The organism is Flavobacterium flavipallidum, assembly GCF_038289905.1.
Taxonomy (GTDB): Bacteria; Bacteroidota; Bacteroidia; order Flavobacteriales; family Flavobacteriaceae; genus Flavobacterium; species Flavobacterium flavipallidum.
The window spans coordinates 21,080-43,329 of record NZ_JBBYHU010000011.1 but is presented as its reverse complement, the minus strand read 5'-3'; the positions used below and the strand labels follow the sequence as shown (position 1 = coordinate 43,329).

At 32.7% G+C, this 22,250-nt stretch carries 20 protein-coding genes; all 20 read right to left on the bottom strand.

Translation table 11 applies throughout. From position 1 onward, the window contains the following. Positions 1–8 precede the first annotated feature (8 nt). The gene (locus AAEO59_RS07555; RefSeq protein ID WP_341700126.1) at positions 9–863 is read right to left on the bottom strand and encodes a tetratricopeptide repeat protein; all 855 of its coding nucleotides are present in this window, start codon (positions 861–863) and stop codon (positions 9–11) included. A 445-nt stretch (positions 864–1,308) separates the two neighbouring features. After that, complete coding sequence (locus AAEO59_RS07550) at positions 1,309–2,367, bottom strand: phytase (RefSeq protein WP_341700125.1); 1,059 nt, start codon at positions 2,365–2,367, stop codon at positions 1,309–1,311. A 221-nt stretch (positions 2,368–2,588) separates the two neighbouring features. Next, positions 2,589–5,402 (bottom strand): TonB-dependent receptor, encoded by a 2,814-nt coding sequence (locus AAEO59_RS07545; protein WP_341700124.1) that lies wholly within the window; start codon positions 5,400–5,402, stop codon positions 2,589–2,591. A gap of 203 nt (positions 5,403–5,605) precedes the next feature. Continuing rightward, a complete protein-coding gene (locus tag AAEO59_RS07540; RefSeq protein ID WP_341700123.1) occupies positions 5,606–6,289 on the bottom strand; it encodes a PH domain-containing protein in 684 nt (227 codons plus the stop codon). A 330-nt stretch (positions 6,290–6,619) separates the two neighbouring features. After that, positions 6,620–6,931, bottom strand: coding sequence for a response regulator (locus AAEO59_RS07535; RefSeq protein ID WP_341700122.1), 312 nt, complete (start codon positions 6,929–6,931; stop codon positions 6,620–6,622). A gap of 42 nt (positions 6,932–6,973) precedes the next feature. Then, positions 6,974–7,264 carry a hypothetical protein gene (locus AAEO59_RS07530; RefSeq protein ID WP_341700121.1) on the bottom strand — a complete coding sequence of 97 codons (291 nt, stop codon included), beginning with the start codon at positions 7,262–7,264 and terminating at the stop codon, positions 6,974–6,976. Between the two features lie 502 nt (positions 7,265–7,766). Next, positions 7,767–8,204 carry a glycerol-3-phosphate cytidylyltransferase gene (locus AAEO59_RS07525; protein WP_341700120.1) on the bottom strand — a complete coding sequence of 146 codons (438 nt, stop codon included), beginning with the start codon at positions 8,202–8,204 and terminating at the stop codon, positions 7,767–7,769. A gap of 309 nt (positions 8,205–8,513) precedes the next feature. Beyond that, positions 8,514–9,236 (bottom strand): LytR/AlgR family response regulator transcription factor, encoded by a 723-nt coding sequence (locus tag AAEO59_RS07520; protein WP_341700119.1) that lies wholly within the window; start codon positions 9,234–9,236, stop codon positions 8,514–8,516. An 11-nt stretch (positions 9,237–9,247) separates the two neighbouring features. Then, entirely contained in the window at positions 9,248–9,565 is a 318-nt protein-coding gene (locus tag AAEO59_RS07515) for an Hpt domain-containing protein (protein ID WP_341700118.1), read from the bottom strand. Next, the gene (locus AAEO59_RS07510) at positions 9,565–10,590 is read right to left on the bottom strand and encodes a sensor histidine kinase (protein ID WP_341700117.1); all 1,026 of its coding nucleotides are present in this window, start codon (positions 10,588–10,590) and stop codon (positions 9,565–9,567) included. Before AAEO59_RS07510 ends, AAEO59_RS07515 begins: the two co-directional genes overlap by 1 nt. Continuing rightward, positions 10,590–11,717: an FIST signal transduction protein gene (locus AAEO59_RS07505; RefSeq protein ID WP_341700116.1), complete on the bottom strand. Its 1,128-nt coding sequence runs from the start codon at positions 11,715–11,717 to the stop codon at positions 10,590–10,592. Before AAEO59_RS07505 ends, AAEO59_RS07510 begins: the two co-directional genes overlap by 1 nt. A gap of 3 nt (positions 11,718–11,720) precedes the next feature. Next, on the bottom strand, positions 11,721–14,018 hold the full coding sequence (locus AAEO59_RS07500) for a PAS domain S-box protein (RefSeq protein ID WP_341700115.1): 2,298 nt from the start codon (positions 14,016–14,018) through the stop codon (positions 11,721–11,723). A gap of 3 nt (positions 14,019–14,021) precedes the next feature. After that, on the bottom strand, positions 14,022–14,564 hold the full coding sequence (locus AAEO59_RS07495) for a heme NO-binding domain-containing protein (protein WP_341700114.1): 543 nt from the start codon (positions 14,562–14,564) through the stop codon (positions 14,022–14,024). 9 nt (positions 14,565–14,573) lie between these two features. Then, entirely contained in the window at positions 14,574–14,987 is a 414-nt protein-coding gene (locus tag AAEO59_RS07490) for a response regulator (protein WP_341700113.1), read from the bottom strand. Positions 14,988–15,191: 204 nt separating this feature from the next. Next, positions 15,192–16,763 (bottom strand): sodium:solute symporter, encoded by a 1,572-nt coding sequence (locus AAEO59_RS07485; protein WP_341700112.1) that lies wholly within the window; start codon positions 16,761–16,763, stop codon positions 15,192–15,194. An 11-nt stretch (positions 16,764–16,774) separates the two neighbouring features. Next, entirely contained in the window at positions 16,775–17,920 is a 1,146-nt protein-coding gene (locus tag AAEO59_RS07480) for a four-carbon acid sugar kinase family protein (protein WP_341700111.1), read from the bottom strand. A 5-nt stretch (positions 17,921–17,925) separates the two neighbouring features. Beyond that, the gene (gene pdxA / locus AAEO59_RS07475) at positions 17,926–18,969 is read right to left on the bottom strand and encodes a 4-hydroxythreonine-4-phosphate dehydrogenase PdxA (protein WP_341700110.1); all 1,044 of its coding nucleotides are present in this window, start codon (positions 18,967–18,969) and stop codon (positions 17,926–17,928) included. Further along, the gene (locus AAEO59_RS07470) at positions 18,969–19,898 is read right to left on the bottom strand and encodes a dihydrodipicolinate synthase family protein (RefSeq protein ID WP_341700109.1); all 930 of its coding nucleotides are present in this window, start codon (positions 19,896–19,898) and stop codon (positions 18,969–18,971) included. Before AAEO59_RS07470 ends, pdxA begins: the two co-directional genes overlap by 1 nt. A gap of 9 nt (positions 19,899–19,907) precedes the next feature. Further along, positions 19,908–21,050 carry an iron-containing alcohol dehydrogenase gene (locus AAEO59_RS07465; protein ID WP_341700108.1) on the bottom strand — a complete coding sequence of 381 codons (1,143 nt, stop codon included), beginning with the start codon at positions 21,048–21,050 and terminating at the stop codon, positions 19,908–19,910. 101 nt (positions 21,051–21,151) lie between these two features. Further along, a complete protein-coding gene (locus AAEO59_RS07460; RefSeq protein WP_341700107.1) occupies positions 21,152–22,159 on the bottom strand; it encodes a LacI family DNA-binding transcriptional regulator in 1,008 nt (335 codons plus the stop codon). Positions 22,160–22,250: the final 91 nt, after the last annotated feature.

Genomic DNA, 22,250 nt, shown 5'->3' with positions numbered 1-22,250 from the left:
AGTTTTTCTTATATACAATGTTCATTTATTCGTTCTTTTGCATATTCCGCACCGTTTTCAAATGCTTTATTCCAATTTTCACAAGCTCTCTTTTTGTCATTTAGGTTATAGTATGTGTTTCCTAAGTTAAAATAAGCTTGTTGTATTTCTTCTGCGTCTAATTTGTCAAGTTTTAAAACTGTTTCATAATCAGCAATTGCTCCTTGATAATCTCCATTTTCGTCTTTAAGACCACCGCGATTTATTAAAGCGCTTACAAATTTCGGAGCAATTTCTATTGCTTTATCATAGTCTTTGAGTGCAGATTTCCAAGTGTAAAGTTCGTTTTTGACTATGGCTCTTGAATAATAAGCATTTGGGTCTGTTGGGTCAATTTGGATTGTCAAAGTCCAATTAAATATTGCACCGCTTAAATCTCCATTATTGTAGCATTCTAATCCTTTGTCAAAATAGTAATCTGCTTTTGAAGAGTCAATTTCAGGGAATTTTTGGTCTTTCGGGTCAAAAGGACCACCATAAGCGTCAAGTTTTGCGTCAAACTCGTAACCTCGTTTATACATATCTAAACCCCAATAAAGTAGGTTGTCCGCTGTCATTGGAATTTCATTTGTCTCTCCATTTATTTCCCATAATTTTCCATATTTCTTTACTTCTTGAACACTGTATGGATAATGCGATTTAATAAATTCTCCAAGTTTTTGTAAGTTCTCTTTTTTGTCAGAGATGAAAGTGAAATCCATTTTGGTTAAGCAATTGTCTTTAAGTCCGCTTTTTACCATATTATCAAAAACGTCTTCGGCAGAAACCATTTCTTTGCCAAAACCGTCAACAAAATTGTCCCAAGTAAAAAATTTCTGTTCCATTTTCTTTTGTCCGCAAGCTGTTAATGTTGTTAGTAGAAGTAAAAAAATAAATATGCTGTTTTTCATTCGTGGTGTCGGTTTTTAAAATGGCTTATAACTCTTTTATACTACTGACACAATCAGACTTATCACCCTAATTTTGGGTGGATAGGTCTGACAAACGTCAGACTTTTATTTTTTCAAATATATAAATAAATCTTACAAAAAATACAGTTTATTTCAATTGCGTCTGGCTTTCGCCAGATGATGATAATTTGCAAAACAAAAGGCTTTAGCCAAATCCTTATTTAGATTTTGGCTAAAGCCTATGGAAAACTTTAATTTTAAAATGGCTTAAAAGCCATTTCTATTGATTTTTATAAAAGACTTTGTAGGTATTTAAATTTATAGAAACAGACCTACAAGGTTCTAAAAACCTTGCAGGAGTTCAAAAAGATAAAACAACTTACTTTTTAGCTGCATCAATCAACTGCTGAATACTATTCCAGCTATAATAATGAAAAGTTCTGCCGTTGCTCATCGCAACAAAAAGTCCGTTTTGAAATGCTCCTCCTAAGTTTACACTGGTTACATCAGCTCCATCACATTCTATGGTTGATGTTGGAATTTCGGATAGTAACGGATAGCTATTGGGATTCCCATTTACACCTTCTCTTGGATACACCATAAAGGTATTCGCCTGCTGATTGGATACTAAAATATAACCTTTACCATTTTCTTTTTTATAAATAGCAATCCCTTCATGGTCGGACTTGAAATCATTTTGACCAAAAAGCGCTAACTCCGCATTATCGTTTTCATCCGGATTGGCTTTGTATTTCCTGATTCCGAATTGCTCATCACAATAAATAATAGTTCCCAATTCGTTATCCACCGCAATTGCTTCTATTTCTTTTTTGCCACTGTAATTTCCAAATTTACGAACGACTTTACCGCCCACATTTCCGTTTCCGGCATCGGTCAATTCGTATTGCCATAAATAACTTCCAGAAGGTCCGTTCTTTCTTCCTACAACAGCAAATATTTTTTTGTCACTTGGACGAGTATACAATGCAATTCCCATTGGGTCGCGCATTGTTTCTCCTTCAAAAACCGGAATTCCTCCGTTATCAATAGGTTCTAAATCCGGCAGACTAAACACTCTTATTTTGTTATTTTCTCTTTCGGTAGTTACGGCAACATCCACTTTTTTACCGTTAATTATTAATCCGTAAGCGATATCAACATTGTTTGGTCTTTGTAAAGAAATTGATTTTTTTAAAATTTTTCCCTGCAAATCAAAAGCAAACAAGCCACCATCTGTTTCTTTATCTGTACCAATAATAATGCTTTTTGCAGCGTCTGTTGGATTTATCCAAATAGCGGGATCATCGGTATCATGGGCTGTTTTTTGCGTAACTGTAATCGGTTTTATAGCATCTTTGCGAACAGGTGCTAACGAACTTCCGCAAGAATTTAATGTCAATGCTGCTGTTACAGCTACAATGGTATATATAGTTTTCATTTTATTTCTTTTAAACGAAAAAGTGACAGGATAAAACTATCCTGCCAACTTTATCTTAAATTATTTATTTGTTATCCGTTGGGTGTAATTAATTTTTGATGATAATTTTTCGTCAGTTCGAGTGATTTTCGATAGAAAATCGTATCGAGAACAAGAAAAATTTCTTTAAAAACGGTTCTCGAAACTGACGTTTTTAATAATTACATCCAATGTATTTGTTTCTAAAAATCAAATTTTAATCCAAAATTAAAACGTGCCTGATAGTATTCTACCTGTTTGGTGTTGGATTCAATTCCCTGATAATAACGTAACGGTTGATTCGTTAAGTTATTTGCTTCCGCAAAAAGACGAATGTTTGGCGTGATTTTGAAAGCAGCATTAGCATCTAAGAAAAATTGTTTGTCATAATAGCTGTCCTGATAGCTATCTGCACCTAATTCATCTAAATAATCGGCTGCAAAGTTAGTAGAAACTCTGGCAGAGAAACGTTTGTTTTCCCAAGATAAAGAACCGTTAAACATGTGAGGTGCAGTTCCTGGAAGACTTACATTATCTCTTTCGTTTCCATCTTCATCAGCTATTCCCTTCGCTTTCGATTTGGTATAAGTATAATTTAAATAGATTCCGAAACCTTTTAAGAATTTACCTGGTAAGAAATCCAACCTGCGTTGTAAAGCTACTTCAAATCCGTAAACATCAACACTTTTTCCGTTTCTGGATTGTACAAATGACCAGTTTTCACCTGTTGGGATTGGGTTAAGCTGATTAGGAAAATCAGCAGCAAATTTTGCATCTGTGTATTGGTTATCGCTATAATTGTAGATAAAATCATTTAATCTTTTGTAAAAAACACCTCCTGAAAGTAAACCCACCGATTTGAAATAATTCTCAGCCATAAAATCATAATTGTGGGAATAAGTAGCTTTCAAATCCGGATTTCCGGCTGTAATTTCCTTATCAGATGCAATATTATTTACATACGGTGCTAAGGCATAATAATTAGGTCTTGCTAAAGCTGTAGTTGCTGCAGCTCTTAATATTAAATTGTCAGTAGCATTGTATTGCAATGAGATACTTGGCAAAACATTCGTATAGGTATTTTTTGTATTGATTTCTCCTTCTAATTCTTCTTCGTCTAATACGCGATTTCCGGTGTAATCGATGCGTGTAGTTTCTGAACGGAAACCTAAAACCATCGATAATTTATCATTAAAATCCTGATCCCATCTTATGTAAGCAGCGTAAATATTTTCTTTAGCATTATAATTTACTGCTAAATATTCGGCTGGGTCAGCTTCTTTGTCAAATAAAGTCGCATTATTTAAATCCAAATTCCCTAAGAAATTAGCTGATGCAAAAGTTCCCGGCACATATTTATCCCCCGGATTAAATCCTTTTCCATCAAAAAAACTAGTTGGAACATCCGATAATAAAGCCATATCATCATTGATTGATTCGTAAGTAAAGAAATTATTATTTCTCATTTTCTCTTTCATACGCAATCTAAGACCTGTTCTTAACCTTCCTTTTTCAGTTGGAATAATAGTAAAAGGAATACGAATATTTACTTTAGCACCAAATTCACTTTCTGAAGTATCATCAGTATTCTCAGTAACCGAATCAAATTTTAATTTATCTAATGATTCACCATCTGAAGTTACCAAAGGAAATTTGTTTTCTGAAAAATCCTGAAAAATATCTAATCCTTTTTGACGGTACTCGATATAACGCTCTCCCGGACGGTATTCTCTGGCTTTTGAATAATTAGCTGACCAGTCTAAGTCTAATTTGGAATTGATTAGGTGTTCTCCACGAAGGGAATAATTTTGAACTCTTTGATCTTCTAATCTTCTTCCTTTGTTTCGGTTGTTATCTACTCCACCTTTAGTCTGACGTTTTACACGACCTTCAAAGCCAATAATATCTTCCCCATCATAAATAGCTTCGATATCATCATAAGTCGTTCTGAAACGGTTTTCTCTATCGTCTCTCCAATTGTAAATCGCATTAGCAAAAATCGTATTGTTTGCATCAAATTTATAGTCCAAAGCAACCGAAGCACTACGACGAATACGTTGTACGTCGTATTTTCTGATTTCGGCAGCTTGTAAAAATTGGTTACCAAAATCATCTTTAGTCCATTCATTTTCTACGTTGTCTGAACCATAATCCACATTATTGTATGAACCACTAACTACAGCTCCGAATTTGTTTTTAAAAAAACGATTTCCATAAACCAATCCTGCAGTATAAGAGGCTTTCTCACGAATAGGCAAATAGCCACCTGCCACAGTTGCCGAAATTCTTTCGCCATTTGGAGTTGCCCTGGTAATTAAATTTACCGAACCTCCAATCGCATCGGCATCCATATCAGATGTTAAGGTTTTATTGACTTCGATAGTCGAAATCATATCAGACGGAATTAAATCCATTTGTACATTACGGTTATCTCCTTCAGCCGATGGAATACGGTCACCATTCAAAGTTACAGAGTTCAATGATGGTGCTAAACCTCTAATAATGATGTTTCGGGCTTCACCCTGATCATTTTGCATTGTGATACCAGGAACACGTTTTAAAGCATCTCCGATATTCGCATCCGGAAAACGCCCCACCTGATCAGATGAGATTATGTTAGTAATATTTTTATTGTGTTTTTGCTGACTTAAAGCTTTGGCCTGACCTTTTAAAACATCTCCAACAACAACTTCGTTTAATTCTGTTCCGGCTGTTTTAAGGTTAAAATTAACAACTGTATTTTTTCCCGCAACAACAGTTGCATTGTCAGTTGACGGACTATATCCGATATAACGGATTTCAATTTGATAAGAACCCGGAACTACATTTAAAAATTCATATCGCCCATTAGCATCTGAAATGGTGTATTTATTTTGACCTGCAATTTGTACCATTGCTCCCGGCAAAGGAAATTTATCTGCAGCGTCTAAAATTTTTCCTGAAATAACTCCTCCTTTTTGTGCATAACTCATTAGTGTTATTAAAAAAAGAAATAGTACTAAATAATTTTTTTTCATCGTTTTTTAATTTTTACGATGCAAAACTAGACCGTCAGTATTACTTTAGCCATGATTAAAAATTAAGATACTGTTACTTTTTATATAAAAAGACTTACTTATTAACACTTTAATAATGGTGAGAAAACATTAAAAACCAAAAAAAACAAAGCCCTAGAAAATAACCTCCTAAGGCTTTGCTTATTACGGATTTTAAAATAAGTTTACATCAAACTCAAAATCTCTTTCTTGAAAGCATCATACTCTCCTTGAAGTATCAATCCATTATCGAGTAATTTCTTGTAATTCTGTAATTTTTCAAATAACTCATCCTGTGTAAGTCCTGCTAATCCGTTATCCTTAGCCACCGGAATTGGGTTATGAAATTCCTCTTTTTCTAAAGAGAAATCAGGAACTGAAGCTGGAATGATTTCGGCAAAATTAGTCACTTCTTCTGTTTCTATTTCTTCCACTTCTTCTTCCGTGACTGAAGAAACTATAGATGAATTATTTTGTTTCAATAAATCCAATTGTTCTTTGGCAAAAGTATAAATCTTTCTGGCTTGAATCTTTGGAATATAATCAATAGAAACGGTCAAATCGGTTTTGGTCGAAAAAGAAAATTCAGAACCTAAAATATTTTCTTTTACAAAAGTACCTTCAACCTGATCCCAGGTATAATCAGTAAAATCCATCGAAAGTCCTAAATTCTTAGGCTGACAGATGATGATTCTTTTATTGGTCAAAACGATACTGTCAGGAAAAACAGTAAGAGCGGGTTTCTTTTGTACTCCAATATATCCAATTTCCTCATTCTTCATCAATAAGTCATTGAGCTTAGAGGTGATTTTTTCGATAGCCTTAGGATCTTGTTCTTCGTTTAAAAACTTCTTGATTTGGTCTTTCATTGTATTTTAATTTTATTCTGACAACTTCAAATTTAACTTTCTGATTTACATAACCTATTTAGTGCCTAATTTATTATTTTAATCTTTACAAAAAACATTTTTACATAAAATTGTATATTAATTACAAACAAAAAAAGGAGGTATTCTCTTGCAAGAACCCCTCCTTTCTCCTAACTAAATGTAACAACTTATTTATATACGCAGCAATCTGCCTTATTTATCCAATATTTCAATAATTAGTTTACGGATTAACTTTTTAGATCTGTTTTAATTTCACTTCTAAACTCAATGACTTTTTTACAACAGCAACCATTCCTAATTATAATCTTTTTAAAATAAATCTACATCGGTATTCACTCGAGATTCATTAATGTGATCGCGTTTTATAATATTTCTTATGCTTTTTACAATTTCTAAACCAGCTTCTATGTCATTTGTAGTAAAAGGCAATTCAGTTGAATTAACATCCATCAACATTGGCATATTAATATCAGTAATAACAAGATGAGTTCTAAGTGTATCATAATGAGCAAGTGCATCAAAGACATTGTTAGCAGTGGTTACTTCGTATCCTATATCTTTCAAACATTTTTCTAACAGAAGTCGTACTAGTTCCTGATCGTCTACAATTAGAATCTTCATATTGTTATTTTTTAAGAATACAGTTTTTTCTTCAAAAAGTGATTAAAGTAATATTTCACCCGAATTCAAAGCTTCAAACTGATGGTTTACCTTAGCGTTTTCACTCCCAATAATATAGAATAAACGATCAGAAGACATTGCTCGCTGATACAATTCTACAATTTTTTTAACTGCATAATTATCTATATCCAAGACTTTATTTAAAGTGATTACAACTCCTTTTGAATGTTGCATTAAAGTTTCAAAATGGGAAGTTAACGCATCACTATTTTGAGAATTCAAAAAACCTTTAATTTCATAAACACCACCGTTGTATTTGATTTCGATTGCCATAACTTTAATATTTAGTTGTTAATGATGATACAAATATCATAAGTCTATAAGCTATTTGTGAAGTTTTTCGTTGAATTGCAATTTACTGTAGATGAAACATAGGCTCTTTGTATTTAACCTGCAGTCTAAAACCAATAGCAAAACAATCATTGTTTATTACTATTTATTTTAAAACAAAAAAAGACTGTCCGGTTAAGACAGTCTTATAACAATGATAGCATTGTTTACTAATTAGGGTTTGAATTAGTCGTGCGGTTAGTGTGTATTAATTTGTTTTTGGTGGTATATATTTTAAAATTTAATTTAATCAGTGAGAATGCTTTATTATCTAAGTTCTCGTTACTCAAATAACAATTATTCCCATTTTCCACTTCCATTTCTCCTCTTCAAATGGGGTTGTGTTTTACAGTCAATCGAATAATGATTTTCCAACAAAATTCATGAATTATTTGAGCTAACTTTTGAGCAACAATAACCAAAAAGGAATTTTACCTTATCATGTTTATATAACAGCCGTACATTTTTGAGTTTTCAATTTAGCTGACATTGATTTTTTGTTCAATTCAGTGGGCCGATTTGGGACAAAACACACCTCAATTCCATGCTTCAAACAAAAATTCCTTTTTAGAAAATCTTCTTCATCATTTTCATTAAAATCGATGTAAACATCAACTTTAAAATCTTGAAAAATATTGATTAATCCATTTTCAGTAACATAGGGAACTACTTCATCAACATTTTCAAAGTTTTTTATTTTAAGAAATATTTCTGCTAAGTTTAAGGAGTCCGAATTATGATCAGATTCCATTTCGGGATTTACTTGTAACGCCACAATCAAATAATCACAATGTTTTTTAGCTTCTTTAAACAACAAAACATGTTCATCATTAAAAGGATTAAAAGTACCCGAAACTACTCCTGTTTTTTTATCTAAGCTCATAACTAATAACAATTTAATTAGACAACTACTTTTTCCTTTTGAATTAGGAAAATTTTCTAAAGGAATCACAATTGGTCACTCTGGAGCATTTACAGAAAATTGTACTCATAAGCTATTATTGGGTTTTCAGTAGTTTTTTTAATACTCTTGAAAACTATGATAAATTGCTCTTGATGTAACAAACGCTTTTTATGACTATTTTTCCTTTTGTATAGATCAAAAATAGGATGAGAAAGCGAGTTTAAAATTTATATTCGATTATCCCGAATTAAGTGTAGACGAATGGTAATAATATAATGATGAAACGTTTTATAAAAGATTTAATCTTTTCATTAATTCTGGTCGGTTAGAACGACTTACTGGAATTACATCTTTGCCTATCAAAACGCTATTATCCTCAATATCAACAATTTTTTTAGTATTGATAATATAGGAACGATGCACCTTTAGGAACAAATCTGTTGGAAGTTTGTCTTCAATTTTTTTAAGAGTAGAGTGAACAATATAATTCTTATGTTCGGTTTTTATATGAATATAATCGCCTTTGGCTTCGACTATATTAACGGAAGCTATTTCAATTTTGATTAAACGCCTGTCAATGTTGATATAAAATTCATTTTTATTATCCTCTGTCTGCACTTTAGTTTCTAAAGGTTTAGACAATGAAGTTGAGGTTGTCGTTGAAGTCGTACATACCTTTTGAATGGCTTTTAAAAAACGATCTTGGGTAATAGGTTTCACTAAATAATCCACGATACATTCGTATTCAAATGCTTCGATGGCAAAGTTTTTATCTGAAGTGACCAAAATAATTTTTGGTGGATTTTTTATTGTTTGAATAAAATCAAAACCTGTAAAATCAGGCATATGAATATCTAAAAAAATTAAATCGGTTTCATTTTGATTTAAAAATTTGATTGCACCCATTGCATTTGAAAACTCACCGTCTATAACTAAATCAGTATTTTTAGTTATAAACTGAGCAATAATTGCTCTGGCCATTTCTTCATCGTCAATAATTATGCAATTCATAAGCACATCTATTATAATTGAATTACAAATTCTTGCATCACTTTTAAAATATTTTCAAATTCAGATTGCAATTTTGTAGTTTTATTCTTTAAATTTAATTCGTATTCTTCTGCAATATAATAACTTTTTTCTAAACCAAGTACGGTAATTTTATGTTTTAATTTATGCACCATTTGATACATTTGGTCATAATTTGCTTGTTCTTTATAATCAGTATATTGCTTAATTTCTTCAGGAAGTTCGGCTTTTAAAATCGAAATGATTCGGTTTTTGAAAGCTACACTATCTCCTGATAATTCATTAATGTAGCTCATATTTGCTTCTTCCATTATTTTTTAGGTAAGGTGAAATAAAAAGTTGTACCTACTTTTTCCTGACTTTCCAGCCAAATTTTTCCTTTATAAAAATCAATGATTTTTTTTACTATAGACAAGCCTATACCGGAAGAATTATTATTGTTTTCTAGTTTTGTAAAAATTTTAAAAATTTTATCGTGATAAATTTCTGCAATTCCTTTACCATTATCTTTTACATAAAATTCAAATTCAGCTTCAGCTTCCTTCACTCCTACTTCAATTAACCCATTCTCTTTGTCATTATGGTTAATGGCGTTTTGTATCAAATTTTGAAAAAGTTGTTTAAATCTGGAACTGTTTCCGTATACTTTAGGCATATCAGTACTTATAGCAACTTCCATGTTTTTTGGGATAAAAACCATGCGTTTGACCTCATCTAATAGATAATTAAAATCAACCAGTCTGTCCTCGGTTTCTACTTTACCAATGGTAGAATAATCTAAAATTCCTTTTATGAGTAAATCCATTTTTTCTACATTAAACAATACTAGATTTAGTGACTGTAGACAATCTTCGGAGAATTTATCTTTATTATCATCAACAACCCAATTTATAAGCGTATCAATATTTCTGAGAGGCGCTTTTAAATCATGAGAAACCATATGAGCATATTCATTGAGCTCCTGGTTTTGTAATTCTAAATTTTGTAAAAGAATTTCACGTTGTTTATTAATTGAAACAATTTCAAGCGATTGATTTTTTATATATTCAACAGGATCAAAATCTTTTTGTTCAGAAAGTTTCAAAACCGACAAATTCATGGAGTTTAATATATCTTCTAAATTTTTATTAATCTCTTTCAAACTTGTGGCTTCCTCTCTTAATTTGTTATTAGCCGCAAAAAGTTCATCTGAACTTATTTGCATTGCTCTTTGTAACAAAGCAATTTGATTTTCATAATTTAGATACGAATCACTTATGGCGTTTAAGAAAACTTCCATATCTGCAGTTCCGTTTTTTAAATGTTTTGCTATTTGCCTTTTTAAAAGTGAATTCATTATTCGCTAATTAAAGTTAGAGTCATTGTTTGATTGTGAAGCTCGCAACTCGTGTTTTCATTAAATGGAGCCATTTCACCATAAGAATAAAACCCGGTTACTGCTGCATTATTACCGATGATCTCTTTGACTTGTTCAATTTCTTCTTCAACTCTTTGATTCATGACCAATTTTCGACCAATACAACTTACTAAAATAGCTAACTGAGGGGATTCTTTTCGTTTTCCCATGGCTATTTCGGCTGCTTTTAAGGCTCCGTCTGCAATTCCGTCAACTGATGCCATCATCAATTGTACAATAGCACCGGCAGGCACATCTCCAGCAAGAATCATGGATTGATTCTCATTATCAATTCCTAAAATGGTTCTAACAGTGGGTTCGCTTTTACCTTCAGGTGTTACGTTTAACGGATAAAAAAGTGATGCTTGCGGAAGTTCATTGGCTCTTTCGCCTAAATAGTTCTTATATAAATTCAATGCGGGCTGACCATCAATTTCATGTAAAATATTTCCTTCTGATTTTGTAATAACTCGGGCCGGCCCAAAAGGTATCCATCCGCCAAAACTGGCAAATGAAACTTCTAAATCTTCACCGTATAATCCAATTAAAACAACTTCCCCCTCTTTGGGATTTTCTTTATAAGAAGCAATGGTTTTTTCAAATCGGGCATCGTCACCACACATTCCTCCGGTAATTGAAATCTCGATTCCTTTTTCTAATCCTCTGATTAAATCGCTTCCATTAACAAAACTCCCTTCTGAAAGCACAAATAAATGTTTCAACCCCTCTTTTGGTATCTTTTTGCACAATACTTCTCCTAATAATGCAGCATCTTTGTGATGTGCTAAAATATTCTCGGTTTGAACTACAAAAGTACTTTTATCAAAATCTATTGCTGTAACAGAAATGGTATTCTCATTGACACTCTCCCCCATTATTTCACCTGAACTGGAACCAAAAATGATGTCTTCATAAGGAAATTCCTTTCTAATTTCAGCAATCATATCTTCCTTTTCTAACAAATATCTGTTTCCAAAAACTAAAACCAACGGTTTTCTTAGTTTTTTATTTTCCTGGAGATAGCTCCATTTTTTATTCTCATCTACAAAAGCCTGTACAATTTCCATACACTACTTATTTAATTTTATAAAAAACGTTGTTCCTTTTGTCAATTCACTTTCTATCCAAATTTCTCCCTGATAGCTTTCAACCACTTTCTTAACGATAGATAGTCCTAATCCGGTAGATTTTTCATCTTTTGAATAAGACTGAAAAATAGTAAAAATCCCTTGCTGTTGTTCTTTAGAAATTCCAGGACCATTATCTTTTATTGTAAAAATATAATTTTCGTTTGATTCTTTGCAATCAATTTCTATCAAACATTGTGCTTTATCATTATGATTAATAGCATTGCTAATTAAATTTTGAAATAATTGTTGCACCCTGAAGCGGTCTCCTCTAATAATTGGCAATTTATTATTAATAACAACCTGGGCGTTTTCCGGAATATCGATAATCTGAATAATATTTTCTATAATTTCATTACTGTCAATTTTTTCATTTGTAATGTGTATTTTATCGATTTTGGCATAAGTTAAAATCCCTTCGATCAAATAATCCATTTTCTCAACTTTGTTTTCAATCATAGAAAAATAACTCAATGTTTGCGGAGAAAACTCTTTATCATTATCCTCTTTAATCCAAGACAACAGGGAATGAATACTACGCAAAGGCGATTTTAAATCATGAGAAACAATATGTGCGTAATCTTCTAGTTCTTTATTACTAACTGCCAAACTCTCTAATAATTCTTCACGCAGTTCTTCTAATTCTTTCCTGCTTGTAATATTTTCAATTATAGCAAATGATTTAATAATTTCATTTTCTTTATTATACAATGATTGTCCATTAATACTTACCCATTGTTTTTCACCATATTTTGTATAGTGCTTAATTTCACAACTAAAAGGTAAGCCTTCTATTATACAATTCTTTAAATATTCTAAAGTCTCCGGATTTGTTTCAGGTCCATTTAATAAAGCACCTGGATATTGACCTATTAATTCATTCAATGAATAGCCCGTCATTTCTAAAAAGCTGGAATTTGCCCATTCAATTCTTCCTATTTTATCACAAACTAAAACACCATTTAAGTTTTTTTCGGCAATTAAAGAAAGTAAATACAGTTGTTCTTCTTGCTTTTTTTGATCAGTGATATCTAAATGAATTCCTATTGAGCCTACAACTTCTCCATTGATTCCATAATTTGGCGCGCCACTAATTAACAAATGCCTCTTCTCACCATTTTTATTAATTACATTCAGCTCATAGGTATCTGAAATTCCTTGTTTTCTGTTTTCAATTCTAGTATTTAACTCCTTGTTTTCGGCATCAATTTTCAATAATTTAGGAGCATTTCTTCCTATGAGTTCTTCCTGCGTATAGCCACTCATTTTGCAAAAACTATTATTAGCCAGAATGATATTCTCATTTTGATCAACTTCAACCAAGCCCAAATTCATATTCGCAATAATACTGCTATATTTTTCTTTTTCTTTTTTGAGACTTTCTTCGTAATGCTTTTTTAAAGTTATGTCTTCAATTATGGCAAAATATTCCGTTACATTTCCAAAACTATCTACAATAGGCTGCCCTTTTGTTCTGGTCCAAAAATAAGTTCCGTCTTTTTTAGCATGAACAATTTCTAGGTCAAAAATTGATCCTTCAAAAAAGAGTTCAGCCATGGTCCTTAATGATTCTCTATCAGTAAATTCGGTTCGCCCCACTTCAATAGGCGTTTTCCCAATAACATCTTCTTTAGAAAAACCAGTTAATTTCATATAGGCTTCATTACACCAAAATATTGTTCCATCTGGTTTTGTAAAAAGTACGCCATTTTCATTAGTACTGGCTACTAGTGAAAGTCTTTTTAATTCTTCTGATTTATTTTCGAGTCTTTTACTTTGTTCTTTTATAGTGATAAGAGACTCTTTTAATTCCTGAGTAGTATTGTTTTGATTGTTTAATACATGAAGTAAATCCAATAAGGGATCATTCAAGGCAAAATCGTGTATGGTAAGTTTACGATCTAAAACCTGTTCCATTGAAACAAACCAAGGTGTTCCTACAAAAAGCAAATTTTGATCTAATGATTCTAATTGTCCTCTTAGTACAATTTCATCATTCTTAAGTTTTAAAATAATAAGCTGATTTTGATTTTCAACTAAAGTAGTATACGACAACTCTTCAAGGTAAGGCCTTACGATAGAAAAATGATTGAAAAAAGAATCTGTAATTTGAATCTGAGGTGCAATTTTGGCTAGACTTTTACCTATACCTTGAATTGATAAATTGGGATCAATTAGAATAAAAAATGGAAAAAATTTATTAAAACTAAGCTCTCCAAAATTAAATTCCAATTTATGCATGATTTACCAATTTATTTTAAAAACATCGTGTGTGTTTCCCTGTTGCCGATTTTCAAGTAACTCAATACCAACAGGAGTATTGTACAATTTACCAATTCCTTGCAATAACCCTCTGACAAATTCTTGCAAACCTTGTCTTGCCGAATAATAATGTAAATGAACACTATTCTCTTCAATATGACTAAGTTTAAATTCAGGCGGAGTCAATTTAGGATAAATCAACATCACTCTATTATGAAACACAGGTAAATTTAACAAAAATTCTTTTAGATTTACACCTCCTGCACTCATTAATCCAGGATATTTTTCAGAAGTAGTTTTTACAATCCACCATTCCCCAAAAGCAACTAATACCTCTTCTATTGACATTTGCATTTCTTCGGCAGCAGCCTGAGCCAATTTAAAAGTAATGGAATCATCATAGGCCTCGCTACTAATAAAAAAATCAACATCTATACCGCTACGAGACTTAATATTTTCCCACTTCTCTTTTCCAAAGTTGGTAATTATTAAATCTTCGATAGATTTATTAACAACACCGTACATAGCTTTTTTTTATTGAGAAATCAATTCATTCACACTCCAGTATTCCAGTAGTTTTTTTATTCTATCAGTGTAATCTTCGTATTTAAGAGGTTTCAATACATAACCTGCAATACCAATTTTATAACATTCTAACACATCGGTATGATTATTTGAAGTAGTCAAAATGATGGCTGGAATATATTTTAAATAATCGTCTTTCTTTAAAATTCCAAGAAACTCAATTCCATTAATTTTTGGCATATTTAAATCTAAAACGATAATATCAGGTATTACCTCTTTTACCTTTAAAATATCCAATGCAACTTCACCGTTATTGGCTTCAATAACTTTATGATTATACTCTAGAGTTTTTATAACCCTGTTGAATTTCATAACTTCTATTGCATCATCTTCTATAAGAAGTATATTAAGTGATCTGGACATTGCAGTTCTTTTTATAAATTATTAACTAAATTATTCAATAAAACAAAGCCCTTCTTTTTTAATTCGATTATCCAGTATTTAGTGTCGACGAATGGAAAAAAAGTGTCGTTGAACGGTAAAGAGGTATAAAAGTGTATTTTATAAAAAAAGCCTTAATTGTCTTTTAAAAAAACAACCAAGGCTTATCTTAAAATAAATTAGCAATTAGACCAATCCTTTTCTTTTTTTCTCTAAGTAACCATAATAGGTAAGATGACTTGGCACATCTACTTTAGGAAAAAAATAACTAGCAATCCATCCCACAAAAAACAATACAAAATGACTATAAACACCTAACATATAGCGATGATGAGTATAGTTGTATGCTCCAAAATCCAGAATAAGATGTTTTTGATCACCTGATCCTGTTGTAGTGGAAGTCAAGACAGCATATCCTGTAAACAAAATACAAGCCACAATTCCTACGCTCAATCCTTTTTTATTTGCCCGATTTACAAACAAGCCTAACAAAAGCATCCCTGCAATTCCACCTGAAAAGATAGCATACAACATAAATACCGTAGACAAGATCCCATCATTTTCACCAGCATAAACATAAAAACTGGCAATTAAAATAGCTGCCAAACCAGCTACTACAACCAAAATTTTCCCCATTCGAAGTTGTTGCAATCCTGAACTATTAGGGTTTAATCTTTTATAATAATCATCCACACCTACAGCCGCTAGACAGTTCAAATCAGCATCCAAACTGGAAATAGCCGCAGCTATTAATGCTGATAAAATCAAACCTATTAAGCCTGGAGGCAGTTGAGTTGTTATAAAGTGAGGAAACACCGCATCTGATTTTATTCCTTCGGGCAAAGCAATCTCAGGATGCAAACCATAAAAAGAAAACAATGCCGTACCTATAAACATAAATGCAATCCATACAGGAACCGTAATCCCTATACCTAAAATCGAGGCTTTTATAGCATCTTTATCTGATTTTGCGGTAAGATATCGCTGCACTATGGTTTGATCAGCTCCATATTTTTGAATAGCATAAAAAATACCATTGATAGCCATCACACAAAAAGTAAGATTCACAAAATCCAAATCATAAGGTCCAAATCCTATTTTATCATTTGCTACTGCATAATCTACAATAGCTCCTAATCCGCCATCCGTTTTTAAAAGAATAACTGCAATAGCAACGATTCCTCCTAAGATCAATAAAAAGCCCTGAATAACATCTAACCAAATTACAGCTTCCATTCCTCCAAAGAGAGTTATAAAAACAATGGCAATTCCAATTATCCAAATTATAGTTAAAGTATCCACTCCCGTCATTGAAGACAAGGCTAAAGCCAAAAGAAATAATACTGAACCCATTTTAGAAAAATGAGCAAAAATAAAGCCTAGCGAGCCATAGACTCTAGCCAGGTATCCAAACCTTTTTTCGAAATATTCATAAGCACTTAAACCTATAACATTTCTATACAAAGGCACAATAAAACGTATAGAAAATAACAAAACAACAGGCACCATAAACCCCTGAATAAGAAGAATCCAATTGGATTTATAACCTTCTCCAGGATAAGCCAAAAATGTTACACTACTTATTAAAGTAGCAAATATGGACATTCCAACAGCCCATGCAGGAATATTTCCTCCTGCTGCAAAATATTGTTCCGTATTGGTATTCTTTTTTGAGAATCGGACTCCAAACCAAAAAGTAATAACAAGAGATAAAACAATAATTAAATAATCAATAAAATGCAATGATGATTCATTCATAACTTAAAGGATTAAAATTTCCAGATAGACTCAGTCCATTGATAACTCCCTGGCTTTAGGGTTAAATACATTTCTTTTTGTTGCTCAATTCTCATTCTAATTACCCCTTGCGCTAATTCCTGCTCAGGGTAAAACTTTTTATATTCTAAATACTCAATTATAGAATAAGCTGTTGCCCCACCTTCTATCAATAATTCTTCCAATTGTACTTTTTCAAGCACTTTTTTTATTACTCTGGCAAATGTTTCTCTTATCCTTTCTGAAAGAACTTTTAGATCCTTACACACTAAGGTATCAACAGCTATTATTATTTTATCTTTTTTTTCAATTGCATCACTAATTTGCTCCGACCATTCGACTATTAATCGCTCTGCATTTTCTTCACAAAGTATGGCTTTAGGCATATACAAAACACTGCCACCCGCTTCTTTTACTTTCCTAACCACCTCCCTACTTGGGGTATAATTACTTCCGCATACATACAAGGCTTTTTTTCCAAAATTAAATGTATTGGATTTAACCTCCTTTTTAATTTTGGCTAAAATAGCATTAAAAAAACCTGCACCTCCTGCTGGCAATACAGTTTCATCTATTGCACTAGCCCACCCCATGAGATCTTCATTTGTTGGTGTATTTCCAATAATAAAACCTTCACAAGGCATTTCCTGACCCAATGAAACCGAAAATGATTGCTCTTTATAATCATTACCAATCAAATCAATAACATTAGAAGTACAGCCCTGATCAAATTCATCTTCAAAAAGACCCGATTCCATCAAAGGAATTTTATTTATATAATAAACCCCGTCTACTATAGTCCGATTCAGAGATGGATTAGCAGGAACTAACAATACTTTTTTCTTACCAGAAACGTGTAACTGCACATCTAATTCATCTCCAACTCTCCCTCTAAGCAAGGAATCGGTTTTTTTATAAATAAAATCGGGGCGTAATTTAAGTAATTCTTCTGTAACCTTTTTAATTTCTTTTTGTGCTTCCGTTTTGCATAAAGATCTTGTATCGGTTGCAATTACCAAAATATCACAGTCATAATCTGTATTTACGCTAGTGTCTATTGTAACGGTAAAACCGTTACGAAGACCTATTCCGCCTATTTCGGCAGCACCTGTAAAATCATCTGATATAACCGCTATCATCACTACTAATTATTGAGCTGTTTGTTTATATGTAATTTAGCTGCATACTCTATTGCTAGCACCATCGCGTCAGGACTGGCAATACCCTTACCGGCAATTTCCATTGCGGTACCATGATCTACAGAAGTTCTAATAATAGGCAGCCCTAAGGTAATGTTAACCCCTCTTACACTTTTCATTTGACCTTTAGTCTGATCCCAATTAAAACCTACTGTTTTAAAAGGAATATGACCCTGATCGTGGTACATAGCCACACAACCATCATAAACACCTCCAATTGCTTTTGGAAAAAGAGTATCAGCAGGAATTGGTCCTTCTACATTAAAACCTCTTTTTAAAGCTTCCTGAACAGCTGGTAAAATTTCCTGTTCTTCTTCCCAACCAAATAATCCTCCGTCACTAGCATGCGGATTTAATCCTGCTACACCTATTTTTGGATTAGCTACACCCAGTTTTTTACAGGCGTCATCTATAAGAAAAATAGTGTCGAGAATTCGGTCTTTTTTTACTAAATCGCAGGCTTGTCTAAGAGAAACATGTGTTGAAACATGCACTACTCTTAAATTTTCTTCCACTAATAACATTCCGTATTTTTTGGTATCGGTATAATGCGCATAGATTTCGGTATGCCCAGCAAAAATGTGTCCTGCTTTTTGGATAGACTCTTTGTTTATAGGTCCTGTAACCGTACCGTCAATTTCACCCGCTAAGGCCAATTCGATATTTCTAACTACGGTTCTAAAAGACACATCACCTGCTTCGGCAGTAATTTCGCCCATCTTTAAATCGGCGATATTCATATAATTTAAGTCAAAAACATCTGCAGTACCTTTTTCAAATTTGGCCTCTGCGATTTTTGAAATACGATTTACTTTTAAATCCAAACCACAAAAAGCGATAGCTTGCTCAAAAACATCTGCTTCACCCACTAAAACGGGACGACTTACCTCATAAACTTTTGAATCTAACAAAGCTTTTACAGCTACTTCTGGCCCTATACTGGCAGGATCACCCATTGTGATTCCTAAGATTGGTTTATTATTTTCCATTATGAAATACTGTTTAAGCTTTTTAAATCGTTTCCGTAGTTATTCATTTTTTCTAATGCAATTTTCTCATCAGCTTCGTTAATAGCAATCATAGGCAATAAAACTTCTTTTGTACAAAGATTGTTTTTAGACAATAAACATTTCAGAATTGGAATAGCATTTACCAATACTTGATTTTCCTGATAAATTTTAGAAATAGCATCACTTTTATCCTGTGCTGCTTTTGCCGAAGAATCATCACCAGCTAGCACTGCATTGTAAATAGTACTATACAATTCAGGAGTTAAATTTCCGGTACTTGGCACCAAACCATCTGCTCCAAATTTCATAGCTTCATAAGATTTAGCCGCCCAACCTAACAGATAAGAGAAATCAGCTCTGTCTTTCCACAATCCGATAGCTTTGGTCATACGCTCTTCACCTCTTTCGGATTCTTTGTATCCAACAATATTAGGATGCTTACTCAATTCATCAGCCGTTTCTAAATCAATTGACATATTGGTTGTCATTGGCATATTATAAACAATCAACGGCAATGCAACTGCTGATGCCAATTGTTGGAAATAATTCAAAATATGATTTTGATTCAAAGGATAATAATAGGGAACGTGAGCCACTAAAACATCCACTCCTAAATCAGTGTAAACCTTAGCCAGATCTAATGATTCCTGAAAACAATTCCCTGAAATTCCTGCATAAACCATAGCTTTTCCTTTAGCAGCTTCTACTGTTTTTTTAACTAAGGCCACTTTACTTTCGAAAGAAATCGAGCTCGATTCTCCTGTAGTCCCTAAAACAAAAGGATGACATCCACCATCGATTAAGTGATTTACTAAATTGCTAACGGCATCCAGATCAATACTCAAATCAGTCCTAAATGGTGTCACCATCGGAACTACTACTCCATTATACTTTTTTATATTTTTCATGATATCTAACTAAAAAGCCGACTGATAAATGGCAACTGCATCTTCTACGGCAATTTCTCTAATATTATTTTTCAACAAACGTTGCACTTTTATGGCTCCTTCGGCCAATTGAGGAATCGATTCTTCTTTCACCCCGGCCTCACTCAACGTAAGTGGCAAACCACAATCGGCAATTAATTGCTTCATGATTTTTACCCCTTCTAAAGCAGTTTCCTTTGAAGTTGCTTTTTTCTCAGCACCTAAAACTTCGGCGATTCGCTCGTATTTACTAGCATCTGCTTCAATATTATATTCCATGACATAAGGCAACAACAATGCATTCGACAAGCCATGAGGAATATGATATTCTACCCCCAAAGGATACGACAACGCATGAACAGCAGCTGTATTAACAGGCCCCAAACACATGCCACCATACATACTTCCTAAAGCCACCTGTGCTCGGGCTTCTAAATCGGCTCCATTATCACAGGCTCTTTTTAAATATTTCGCAATTAACCGAACACCTTCTAAGGCATATAAATCCACAAAAGGATGGGCAAATTTATTAGTATAAGCTTCTAAACAATGTGTCAAAGCATCAATTCCTGTAGCTGCAGTGATACTTTTTGGTAAAGAAACAGTCAAAACCGGATCAATATAAGCAGCGTCAGGTACTAAATACGGACTAATAATTCCAACTTTTTCTCCCAATTCGTTTACGAAAATAGCATTAGGCGAAACCTCACTACCAGTTCCAGAAGTAGTAGGAATACAGGCCACATAAATTTGTCTTTCTTTAAGATTACCTATTCCTTTGACCTCATCTAAAGTTTGAGTATTCTTTAATTGAGCTGCAATTAATTTTGCAACATCCAATACACTTCCTCCTCCAATACCCACAACACTGTCGGCTCCAAATGCTTTTGCGTCAAGCAAAACTTTATTAAAATCTTCAAAAGTAGGCTCTCCTACTATCGATTCATCAGTAGCAATTTCAATTCCTTGTAATTTCAATTCATCTAAAAAAGGAGCCAAAACACTTCTTAGCTCAACTATGCTTAATAAAAACATACGTTTAAAACCTTTTTCGATAAAATCATTGACAAATCGTTGCATACTTCCCTCCCCGAAAACAACGCGATTAGGATTTAAAATTACAATTTCTTTCATTCTCTATTTTTTCTATAAACCACTATAAAATAATTTTATATCACAAAAAAAGACTTTATATCAATAAATGTAAACGTTTACATTTATTGATATAAAAAAAACTATTCAATACGAATAGTCGATTTTCTAATCATAAGTTCTGTTTCCAAAATAACTTTTTCTTTTTTGCTATTTGGATTCAAAATTCTGTCATACAACATTTCAGCTGCTTTTCGCCCCATATTAAAACCTGGCTGACGTACAGCACTCAATGGCGGATTTAACGAAATGGACCAAGGCATATCATCAAAACCTATTATCGAAATCTCTTCGGGGATTTTGATACTTTTAGCATGTATTGCTTCAAGCGCTCCCAAAGTCAACAGATTATTTCCTGAAAAAATAGCTGTAGGCCTATCATCTAATTCTAAAATTTTATTGGCTATTTCAAATCCACTTTTATAATCAGTATCTCTTGCAAAAACTAGATTTTCATTATAAGGAACTCCGTGTTTAACAAAGGCTTTTTTATAACCATTCAAACGCTCAATATATGTTGGAATTTTAAAATTACCTGAGATAAAAGCAATTCGCTTATGTCCCAGACTGAGTAAATGATCAATAGCATTAAAAGCTCCTTGTTCATTATCTACTTTAACTACATCAACATCAATATCAGTCAAGCCTCGATCAATACAAACTACCGGAATATTTTTTTTGACTAAATTCTCAACTCCTTTATCTTTTCCGTGAATTGGTGCAACTATCAAACCATCGATATTTTCAGACTGCAAAATATCTAAATACAGTTTTTCCTTCTTTTCATCCTGTCCAAAATTGCCAATCATAACCGCAAAATTATTTTGATAAGCATAATCCTCAACACCTCTGACTACATCAACGAAAAAAGGGTTTTGAATATCAGGAATAACCAGCCCTAACAATTTAGTTTTCTTGCTGGTACTTCTTAAACGTTGGGCTACACGATTTGGCTTGTACTCTAAAACAGCAATTGAAGCCTGAACTTTAAGCATAGTCTCTTTACTTACCTTAGGATCGTTATTAATAACCCTAGATACTGTGGCTATAGAAACCTGAGAATGCTCCGCTACTGCTTTTAGATTTGACAATTTGAATAATGTAAACGTTTACATCGCAAATATGAAGAATTTAAATTAAAAAAACAAATTTTGGTAATTTTTACTCAATAATTTCGCAAAA

Bases quoted from the DNA above. Each gene is read 5' to 3' on its own strand.
- AAEO59_RS07555 (WP_341700126.1), bottom strand. From the start codon at position 863: ATGGAACAGAAATTTTTTACTTGGGACAATTTTGTTGACGGTTTTGGC.
- AAEO59_RS07550 (WP_341700125.1), bottom strand. From the start codon at position 2,367: ATGAAAACTATATATACCATTGTAGCTGTAACAGCAGCATTGACATTA.
- AAEO59_RS07545 (WP_341700124.1), bottom strand. From the start codon at position 5,402: ATGAAAAAAAATTATTTAGTACTATTTCTTTTTTTAATAACACTAATG.
- AAEO59_RS07540 (WP_341700123.1), bottom strand. From the start codon at position 6,289: ATGAAAGACCAAATCAAGAAGTTTTTAAACGAAGAACAAGATCCTAAG.
- AAEO59_RS07535 (WP_341700122.1), bottom strand. From the start codon at position 6,931: ATGAAGATTCTAATTGTAGACGATCAGGAACTAGTACGACTTCTGTTA.
- AAEO59_RS07530 (WP_341700121.1), bottom strand. From the start codon at position 7,264: ATGGCAATCGAAATCAAATACAACGGTGGTGTTTATGAAATTAAAGGT.
- AAEO59_RS07525 (WP_341700120.1), bottom strand. From the start codon at position 8,204: ATGAGCTTAGATAAAAAAACAGGAGTAGTTTCGGGTACTTTTAATCCT.
- AAEO59_RS07520 (WP_341700119.1), bottom strand. From the start codon at position 9,236: ATGAATTGCATAATTATTGACGATGAAGAAATGGCCAGAGCAATTATT.
- AAEO59_RS07515 (WP_341700118.1), bottom strand. From the start codon at position 9,565: ATGGAAGAAGCAAATATGAGCTACATTAATGAATTATCAGGAGATAGT.
- AAEO59_RS07510 (WP_341700117.1), bottom strand. From the start codon at position 10,590: ATGAATTCACTTTTAAAAAGGCAAATAGCAAAACATTTAAAAAACGGA.
- AAEO59_RS07505 (WP_341700116.1), bottom strand. From the start codon at position 11,717: ATGGAAATTGTACAGGCTTTTGTAGATGAGAATAAAAAATGGAGCTAT.
- AAEO59_RS07500 (WP_341700115.1), bottom strand. From the start codon at position 14,018: ATGCATAAATTGGAATTTAATTTTGGAGAGCTTAGTTTTAATAAATTT.
- AAEO59_RS07495 (WP_341700114.1), bottom strand. From the start codon at position 14,564: ATGTACGGTGTTGTTAATAAATCTATCGAAGATTTAATAATTACCAAC.
- AAEO59_RS07490 (WP_341700113.1), bottom strand. From the start codon at position 14,987: ATGTCCAGATCACTTAATATACTTCTTATAGAAGATGATGCAATAGAA.
- AAEO59_RS07485 (WP_341700112.1), bottom strand. From the start codon at position 16,763: ATGAATGAATCATCATTGCATTTTATTGATTATTTAATTATTGTTTTA.
- AAEO59_RS07480 (WP_341700111.1), bottom strand. From the start codon at position 17,920: ATGATAGCGGTTATATCAGATGATTTTACAGGTGCTGCCGAAATAGGC.
- pdxA (WP_341700110.1), bottom strand. From the start codon at position 18,969: ATGGAAAATAATAAACCAATCTTAGGAATCACAATGGGTGATCCTGCC.
- AAEO59_RS07470 (WP_341700109.1), bottom strand. From the start codon at position 19,898: ATGAAAAATATAAAAAAGTATAATGGAGTAGTAGTTCCGATGGTGACA.
- AAEO59_RS07465 (WP_341700108.1), bottom strand. From the start codon at position 21,050: ATGAAAGAAATTGTAATTTTAAATCCTAATCGCGTTGTTTTCGGGGAG.